Source organism: Staphylococcus sp. GDY8P119P, from assembly GCF_017892075.1.
In the GTDB taxonomy this organism is placed as follows: domain Bacteria; phylum Bacillota; class Bacilli; order Staphylococcales; family Staphylococcaceae; genus Staphylococcus; species Staphylococcus ureilyticus.
Window position 1 is genome coordinate 33,941 of sequence record NZ_JAESKJ010000013.1, and the last position, 9,333, is coordinate 43,273.

8 protein-coding genes and 3 pseudogenes are annotated in these 9,333 nt (G+C 27.1%); 5 read left to right on the forward strand and 6 right to left on the reverse strand.

The genetic code is table 11. The features are described 5' to 3' along the window. Nucleotides 1-58: 58 nt before the first annotated feature. Nucleotides 59-1,027, reverse strand: coding sequence for a ComEC/Rec2 family competence protein (locus tag KA830_RS12135; protein ID WP_210134280.1), 969 nt, complete (start codon nt 1,025-1,027; stop codon nt 59-61). A gap of 265 nt (nt 1,028-1,292) precedes the next feature. Here KA830_RS12135 and KA830_RS13920 point away from each other — a divergent pair. Together KA830_RS13920 and KA830_RS12145 are read left to right on the forward strand one after the other, a co-directional pair. Continuing rightward, nucleotides 1,293-1,385, forward strand: a pseudogene (locus tag KA830_RS13920) (replication initiation factor domain-containing protein); the annotation flags it as partial. 403 nt (nt 1,386-1,788) lie between these two features. After that, nucleotides 1,789-2,337: a hypothetical protein gene (locus KA830_RS12145; protein WP_210134281.1), complete on the forward strand. Its 549-nt coding sequence runs from the start codon at nt 1,789-1,791 to the stop codon at nt 2,335-2,337. Nucleotides 2,338-2,467: 130 nt separating this feature from the next. On the opposite strand, the gene KA830_RS12150 is transcribed toward KA830_RS12145, so the two are convergent. Then, nucleotides 2,468-3,133: a hypothetical protein gene (locus KA830_RS12150; protein WP_192947192.1), complete on the reverse strand. Its 666-nt coding sequence runs from the start codon at nt 3,131-3,133 to the stop codon at nt 2,468-2,470. Between the two features lie 367 nt (nt 3,134-3,500). Here KA830_RS12150 and KA830_RS12155 point away from each other — a divergent pair, with 367 nt between their 5' ends. Continuing rightward, nucleotides 3,501-4,265, forward strand: coding sequence for a DUF805 domain-containing protein (locus KA830_RS12155; RefSeq protein ID WP_245337240.1), 765 nt, complete (start codon nt 3,501-3,503; stop codon nt 4,263-4,265). Nucleotides 4,266-4,376: 111 nt separating this feature from the next. On the opposite strand, the pseudogene KA830_RS12160 reads toward KA830_RS12155, so the two are convergent. From KA830_RS12160 to KA830_RS12170, 4 genes and pseudogenes are all read right to left on the reverse strand, one after another. Further along, nucleotides 4,377-5,007: pseudogene (locus tag KA830_RS12160) on the reverse strand (IS6 family transposase). Nucleotides 5,008-5,294: 287 nt separating this feature from the next. Then, nucleotides 5,295-6,074, reverse strand: a complete 780-nt coding sequence (locus KA830_RS12165; RefSeq protein WP_245337241.1) for a hypothetical protein — start codon at nt 6,072-6,074, stop codon at nt 5,295-5,297. A gap of 102 nt (nt 6,075-6,176) precedes the next feature. Continuing rightward, nucleotides 6,177-6,242, reverse strand: a pseudogene (locus KA830_RS13925) (zinc-ribbon domain-containing protein); the annotation flags it as partial. A gap of 57 nt (nt 6,243-6,299) precedes the next feature. Then, nucleotides 6,300-7,583: a PrsW family glutamic-type intramembrane protease gene (locus KA830_RS12170; RefSeq protein WP_210134283.1), complete on the reverse strand. Its 1,284-nt coding sequence runs from the start codon at nt 7,581-7,583 to the stop codon at nt 6,300-6,302. A gap of 488 nt (nt 7,584-8,071) precedes the next feature. Here KA830_RS12170 and KA830_RS12175 point away from each other — a divergent pair, with 488 nt between their 5' ends. Continuing rightward, nucleotides 8,072-8,512, forward strand: coding sequence for a LytTR family DNA-binding domain-containing protein (locus KA830_RS12175; RefSeq protein WP_057534276.1), 441 nt, complete (start codon nt 8,072-8,074; stop codon nt 8,510-8,512). Continuing rightward, nucleotides 8,509-8,982, forward strand: coding sequence for a DUF3021 domain-containing protein (locus KA830_RS12180; RefSeq protein WP_105873800.1), 474 nt, complete (start codon nt 8,509-8,511; stop codon nt 8,980-8,982). Before KA830_RS12175 ends, KA830_RS12180 begins: the two co-directional genes overlap by 4 nt. Nucleotides 8,983-9,333 lie beyond the last annotated feature (351 nt).

Sequence of the window (9,333 nt, forward strand, 5' to 3'; positions counted from 1 at the left end):
CCTCCTCGGATATCCTTCAACAAGTTATCTTGGTTATGAATTGAATAGAATATTCTTATTATAATGGGTGAAGTTCGTCATCCTCGCTATGATTGTCTTCGCAATACATTTTCAGATCGCCATTACTTGATATTTCAGCAACTATATTTCCTCTAAACCTTGTAGACAGTACTTTTTTATTAGTATAATATTTATATTTATTAGAAGAGTCTTGAGCAGGCTTTTTTCCAACTGAACAGATTGTCCAATCAGGTTTCATAACACTAACTGCCTTTTGGCTGTAACCTGAGTCTCTACCGTGGTGCGATGCTTTTAATATAGATATATCATTAAGAAAACTCTCATCTGATTCTACCAATTCATCCCATACTTCTGCATCAGCGTCTCCACCTAAAACTATTTTATGTCCTGCATACTCTATTAGTAAAACATAAGAGAGTAAGTTCCATTTTTCATTTTCGTTAGCCTTATGTATGATATCTTCAGTGGGAGAAAGTATATTTATGCCGTCCTCATTAAAAAAGTCCCTTTGCTCACCCTTTAAAACTTTCAAAACTTTTGGGTTCTCGTTTGATATTCTTAATTCTTGATAAGTTTCCCAGTCTCTATAATCGAACCTATTTGAAACTTCACTTTTATTCACTTCTTTTTTATTATCTGTATCCCAAAAGTTCATAATATTTATTTGCTCATCTTTTAATTTGTATAAACCATTCATATGATCCATATCAGGATGAGTCAAAATAAATCTAAAAATATACCCACCGCATCCTAAATTATCATATATATAATCTATGGGATCTACCGGTTCCACAAAGTTGACAACACTTTTTTTTAATAATTCTACTCCATGATAGCCCATCAACTGGTACTGGTTATACATGTTTGAATCCGACGCTAGTTCCTTCTCGGTCTTTTCATCGACTACTTTAGAGTTATTTATGTCAATTAGAGTGGTCCTCCCGCTAGGAAATTCTAATAATGTACAATCGCCATGTCCCACGTTTAAAAAGTGAATCTTTAGCATTAAAAGCCCCCTTTAAATATTAAAACTAGGACTATTGTAGCATATTACTAGTTTATTGAAATGTATGATGGTACCTATTTTATTACGTTCATACACGTTCCACTTATTGTTTTACATTTAATCAATAGCTGTTTCTATTTCTTTTAAATAATCGATGCCAGAAACCTAATAGCCAGTTAGATATACCATTTATGTATACTCTCCATCCAAATTTAAGTTTTGATTCTATGACAATCGTTGGAAATCTAAATAGATATAATGCTAAGAAATTGAATTGAAAAGATATCTGGTTGATTATTGGAATAATTGTTTTAATGATTTATATATCTTGAAACCAGGTTACTCAATTATTGAAAAAGCATGGTATGAAATGTTAGAAGATTTTAATAAAACAAAACAACAAACTTTATAAAAAACAATTTACAAATTATATTACTAGCATAGTTGCTTCCTTATTTTAAATAAGGGGGGACTATTATTATTTTGGTTTACTTTTCAATCATAATTTATGTATTATCTATATCGTTCCATATTAAGATAATATTTGATTTTGAAACGATTAAAGTGCTCCTTTTTAATATGCCATCTGATAATCATCAGTTTTTAATAAAGCTTATAATTATAAATGTTAATGCTTTATAAATTGTTGTATATGTTATTATCTAATTATATAAAAATAATAGGTGGAACAATTATTTTGGAGTACCAAAATGAAAATGAGTTAGAAGAAAATGTTTGTTTAGTTCTGATAACCACCTATTATGTTAATTAAGGAAAAGGATAAAATTATGTTAAATACACTTGCTTTATTATCTGAAATCGGTGGTATCATTACATTACTTTTACTATTAATAAAAGCACTAACATACCTATGTAAAGATCATTACGTAAAATGCGAGATATTACACATAGAAAATACAAATCCACATAAAGTATCAAGTGAATTTCCTATTGACTATACTTTTATTATAGATAAAACTATTAATGAATACACAATTATTGGATTTCCTGGAAGCACTTTGAAAAATGTTAAACTACTTGAATTTAATTTGAAAAAGTTTAATAAAAGCTTTAAAAAAGAATATATAGAAATAGAATCAATGCCACAAAAATCATTAACTTCTGAAAAATACATAGCTATACAAACACAAGAAATAGAAGGTATTGATATGTACAAAATAAAAGGAAGGATAAATGGAAATCTTGTAAAAATAAATTTAAATTATAATGGAAAGCATGGTACAAGAAAAAAATATAATCTTTTATGTGAAAGAGATATTATAGGATTTTTAGCACATATTATTAATTAAAATTATTCTAATTTTTTAATCCATCCTTTTACTTTCAAGCATTTCTCTGCACACATCCTTTATATCTACATTAATTAATAGATGTAAGTATAACAAAAAACACATACATAATATGTATGTGTTTTAATCGTTACTTATTATATTTAACCTTATTTGCTAACTTAGCTACTGTTTTATTATCATGGGGGTTAATATAGATTGTTTCAACATTATCCTCAATTGCTTTTCTTGTTATCTTATCCATTTGACTATAATCGCTATTTTGTGGGCTTTCCCATTTATAGGGGATACTATTATACACATTAATGGACCCATCACCATTACTGCTATACGTTACTGATCCACCAGCCTTCATAGGAGCTTCTAATTTCACAACATCTTCTTTATAAACTGCACTATCTTGGGCTTGTGGATTTACTTTTGATCCTTTCGGTATTTTTGTAACATACACATTTCTAATACCTTTTAAATCATTTTTTGTAGATATTAATTGATACCAAACCCGTGCATATTCAATTTTTTCTGTGCTGAAATTATTTAAATAACTTTTATTTTTATCAGTAGTTTGGTGACTTTCATTACTATCATTATTTTTTTCTCTTGATCTTTTATTATCGCTTTGCTTCTTGTTTTTGGTATCGCGATTTTCAGAGGTGTTAGTTTCATTTTCTTTATTCTCTGATGTATTAGTATCACTAGAACTGTTATTATCGTGATTTTCTGCACTTTTATTATTACAACCTGCTAAAAATACCAGAAAACTAACAATTGATATAGCTAAAATAATTTTTTTCATACTGTAACTCCTTTTTAAAATTTTAAATTAAACTTATATTGATATTTTTTCGATGAAAAACTCATATTATAGGAGTTAAATAAGTCGTATAACATGATATGTATTAAATATATAATAAAAGAAATATCTGTTTATGTAAAACAGATATTTCTTTTATTCGTAGAAACTCACAATGTATAACATATACAAACTTACTGCCTATAATCAATTTATTATGTTAATTAAACCAAAAGTCCGGAATACTTTTAAATAAGTATTTCGATCTTTTTTTAAATACTCTAATCATGCATATAGAAACAGTATTTCACATATATCCCTGATTGTTTAATTAGGGCGGCTTTAAACATACACAAACACACTTTCTCAATTGATTAAGAAAGTGTGTTTTATAAACGAAGGTTTTAGTAAAAACATAATTATTGTGTTTCCTAATTTAAAATGCCCACAAGTAAATTATTATGTTAAAATATATAGTATAAAAATTATGTTAAAAGCTTACCAATTTTATTTGGAAATGAAACTAAAGTATAAATTTTTTGAAAAAGGGATGAGAATTATGTTTTGTTCAAACTGCGGAACTAAAGTTGATAATATGTCTAAATTTTGTCCTAACTGCGGTAATGAATTGATTTTAAATAATTCAAATAAAAATTCAAGACAACAATATGAAAATGAATTTAACCGTTATCCAAATTCTAATATTTACACAGGAAATCACCAAAGAAACCCTTGGGAATTATATATAGATGGTTGGAAAAATATTTTTAATTATCAAGGATTGACTTCACGTAGAGGGTTTTGGTGGTTTTATTTATTCTATTTAATATCAATAGTTATTTTAGAATTCTTCTTAGTAGCTGTATATGCTCAAGAGACTTTCTTAGACCAATTATTATTAGCTGTTTTATACTTACCTTTAATTTCAATAAGTGCAAGAAGAATGAGAGATGTTAGCAAATCTATATATTGGGGAGTTATCCCTTTATCTATTCAGTGGTTTGCCCAACCATATATGGTTGGTGATAATGTTAGTACATCGATTCAAGCTTTACTACTTCCTTTTGCTATTGTATTTATAGTATTTGCATGTCAAGATACAAAGACAACTGAAAATAGAATTAGAACTAGCTAAAATATACAAATTAAATAAAGACCAGTAATTTTCTGGTCTTTATTTATAATAAGGTTTTGTTGCATAGTCTGAAAATAAATAATTAATCCATCATTTTAAATTAGTCTTTACTTAACTGAGTAACATGAAATTAATTTCATGGCACGGCGAAAAGCTGTAGACTTGAAGAGACCTACAGTTCTTTTTATATAAGTCATAAACACACTCAATACCTTTAATTGTGTTTTTAGCGGTATTCAAACTTTTATATCTGTTTTTTCACTTTAATATGACAATGATTTTGTTCAATTAAGTTATTAAGATATTTAGAAGTACAATGGCAATCTTTATTAAGTTTAAAATTTTTAGTCAATTTAAATATAGCTACCTTCATTGAAGGTGCGTGATCGGTAACAATAGTTTGAGGTCTAGCAAATTGTTTGATAAGACGCTTAATAAACGTATAAACTCATTTGTAACCACATTTTTACGAAGCCAAATATCTAATGTGTGTCCATCTTCATCAATCGCACGATACAAATAACGCTATTTCCCTTTAATTTTGATATATATCATCGATACGCCACTTATAATATGTTTTTTTATTTTTTCTCTTCCAAACCTGATACAAAATCGGCGCATATTCTTGAATCCAACGATAAATAGTTGAATGATGAACGTTAATATCATGCTCTCTCAATATTCCAGATATATCACGATAACTGAGGGCGTATCTTAAGTAGTAGTTAACGGCTATAGTAATTACGTCTTAATCGAATTGTTTATATCTGAAATGATTCATATAGTCTCCTTCTTTTTGTTAAAATTATAATATAATTCCAAATTTGCAACAAAACCCATAAAAATATAAAGATCGAGTGGCAATAAAACGATGCAAGCGTAATTTATCATATTTATAAATTGGTGATTGGATATAAAACTATTTGAAATAAGTTCTAATTTTTGTATTTGAATCTAAAAGCACTTCGCACATTAATATGCGAAGTGCTTTTCATATATATTCTAAACTATTATTTGACTTTAATAAGTCTATTCATTTGGGTCAGTTTCAGTGATTTTTCCGTTTTCTTGGTCGATGTATACTGCATCATGTGCGTGACTTGCATTACCTTCACCGTAGTTAACTCTATAAACCCCATTATATTCATCGACTGAATGAATCCAATAATCTTCATAATTCTTGGTAAGATAGGCATCAGCAAGATTTTTAGCTTGATATTTACTATCAACCTCATCATTATCTGAAGTGCCTGAGGCATTTCTCTCAATTTGATCTACATTTTCTATACCAATTACTTTTCCACTTTCATTAACATATACTTTAATAGTGTAACTGTTATGTGCATTATCATCATAAATAACTCCACCTTCGTCAGCCTTCATAGTAGGATCACCGTGGTAATCTTCAAACTGATATATACTAAGATCATCAGGGATTATAAAATATCTAGAAACTGTATTTTTATTATACTGTATTGCTATATTTCCATATTTTTTTGCTGAAATACCTGCTATATTGACATTATCTTCAGAATTTCCAAATTTATTATCTATTTCAGATTTACTCATTCCTAAATTAACATAACCAAATCCATTTCTACGATCTTGATTCATAAAATTAGTACTAAATGTCTCTGACAAAACGTTAATCGAGGGATAACCTCCACCTTTGCTATTATTAGATTCATCGTAACTATTACTGTTAGAATTACTAGAGATAGAATCATCATTGTCTAAAAATAATTTATAAGCCCCGAATAATAAACCGCCTAATAATAATAAAGTTATTAAAATTAATACTATTATCATTACTATTTTTCCAGAATTATTATTTTTTGGAGCTTGTGAGTTATAATTTGCACTAGTATAAGTGTGCTCATTAATATTATTTTTTTTAATATCTATATTCCGGCCACATTTATCGCAAAACTTTTGTTCATCCTGTAATTTGTTTCCACAATTATTACAATATTTCAAATATACATCTCCTTTTTATATAATTATTAATATCTCTTCTTTAATTAATCTATATTTTTATTCTAGGGATTGTGCTTTTTCTTGTAATATATTTACTTGTTTTAAACCTGCTTTTATTAGTATAAACACTAATAACCAAACTATTGTTATTAATACTATATATTTAAATGAAAAACTACCAAATAATGAAAAAGAAGTGTCCCAAATACCATGTAATACTACTGATGAAAAGAAAAAAAATAAAAAACGTTTATCTGTAATATTGTTGAATTCAAAATTTTTATTTTCCTTTGTTATAACGATTGCTGCACCAATAATTGCAGACCAAACTAAATGAGTACCAATGGCAGTCCATGCCCTTGTGAATACTACACTAATTATTCCATCACCAAACATTTCAGCATAACTCAATATGTATCCAGCAGATTCAAACATTGCAAAACCAGCCCCAATGGCTCCACCGATTAATAACCCATTCAAAATTTTATTCGTTTTATATTTATTCGTAAAGTAGACAATTATTATAGCTTTTCCGGTTTCTTCCACTAGTCCAACTATCCCTGCATCAAGTATAGTCATAGAACCAAATAAATAATATTCATCACTAAATGTAACAAAGTTATATAAAATCATTGTACTTATTAAAGATAAAACGCCACCTAGAAAAAACATTTTTAAAACTTCAAATAAGCTAATATTTTTAAAAGCATTAGATTCAAAGAAAAAGAACAAACCTGTTAATGGAACTATTAAAGCACCTATAAATATTAAACCAGGTATTGCTAAAGTGTTTTCGAATATATCACTTAATACCCATAACGCAGCAAAAGTAACTGCAAACGCTAAAAATACTCTTGAAAACACCCAAGGCTTCCCCCATTCTTCTGATACTTCATCTAAAAGTGGGGTTGTACTACTAGTCCCAGCTATAAATATTTCATCTGATTCATCTTTAGAATGTGACTTGAATACTTCAGAAAACATGTCTTTTAAATTTAATTTTAATTTTTCATCACTACCAGCTAATCTGCCTATAGTTTTAGTTGTATTTTCAAACAAATTTTTAGCTTCATATTTAAGATCAATAGTATCCTTTGCTTGTTTTTCTGAGATTTTCTTACTTTGATTAATATTTTTTTTATCATTTTTTAATACTTTCAAACTATGACCACAGTACATACAAAATTTATCTTCACTATCTATTTTTGTTTTACAAATAGGACATTTTTCATTATGTATCTTTGTTTCATTTTTTATATTATTACTTTCTAATCTATGACCGCAATGCATGCAAAACTTATCATTTTTTTGAACATGTCTTTCACAATTTGTACATATCATAAAATCCCCCCTCTCATATTATTATTAAGTCTATATTATAATAATATATTGCAAAAGAAAATTATATTTTTAATTTAAAACTAAAAATGATTTGTATTAGTTGTGTTTTCAAATTATTCAGAGATTTTTCTAGTCAATATAATATTTCTTTTATAAGCATTTTATAAGTACGTTCTATTGTTTAATTAGGGTAGACCTTAATCGAATAACAAAATCTCTTGAAAAATGCTGCTTCTAAACAAATGATTAAGATTTTTAAAAATTAAAACTTATCATATCAGCAATACATATAAAATTTTATGAAAATTCGCAAGCTAAAAAAGCCCTAAATACTATTAACAGTATTTAGGGCTTTTTAGTTTACACAATAAAGATATACCAAATGCTATTTTTCATTACCATTTAGCAGTTAAAAACAACCACTTATACAATATGTATATTAATATTTCTGAAATTTTGTTTTACTTAGTGTAATAGGAGGTTTCGATATGAAAGTAACGATAGAATATAATAATAATTTATCAGAAGATGAAATGATCATACAAGCTAATCCCCAAATACAAGATTTATCTGCTATAACTAACATTATAGAACAAAGATATTCAACCAGTATTTTTAGAGGTAAGAAAAATGAACAAATTTACTTTATTAGACAACCAGACATTGTTTGCTTTCGAATTGAAAACAAAGTGCTATATTTCTATACTGCGACAGAAAAATACAGTTTAAATAGCAGATTATATAGTGTTAAAAAACAATTAACAGCGAATTTTTTACAAATTTCTAAATCTGAAATTATCAATGTAGATTATATTAATTACTTACAGCTAAATCGTAATGGCACTATAGAAATTAAATTTAAAAATAATGATTTCACTTATTCATCTCGTCGATATTTAAAAATTATAAAGGAGGCTCTAAAATTATGAAACGTTTAATAATAGGTAGCATGATGGGGATATCAATCGGAGTGACTATTTCAATTATCTTTTCGTTGATTTTCGCACATACAGAATATCAACCTGTTTCACCAAATTCAACAATGGGTGCAATATATTCAAATAATTTAAATGAAATACAAATTATGATTGTTGCTGTTGTTATTTGGTCTCTTATAGGAATTATGTTTAGCTTTGGCTCACTCATTTTTACACATCTCAAATTTTCTATAGTTAAATTAACTTTAATGCATTTTTTACTCATGCTTATCATTATGTTTCCTTTAGCAATATTAGCTGGATGGTTTCCGCTAAACCTTTCATCTATTAGTACTTTCATTATGATTTTTATTGTAATATATTTCATTATTTGGTTGATTATAAAAAAACATAATCAGCAAGATATAAATGAAATTAACTCCTTAATTTTTAAGAAAAAACACCCTCAAAATAAGGATTAAAAAAGAAATGAAAAAGAGTATACAAATACTGGCTTTTATTTATATTTTAATTAGTTATTTAAATAATACACCTACTTTCTATATATAAAACCATTAATACCAAATTGCTGACGGCTTTGTATTTTTAATGTTCGTTTTTGACACAAAACCTCTTAATTTAATATTAAGAGGTTTTTCTTGGATATTTAAGTCTATAAACTTGTGTTATAATCAATGTATCATAATTATCGAAAATCATGAGTTTTCAGACGATGAGAGACGCGCTTATTTGCATCGAGAATTAGATTTCGTTAATAAGTACCCATAAAACGATTAAAAGAGGTGGTATTTAAATGGCTAAAATTGGTTATG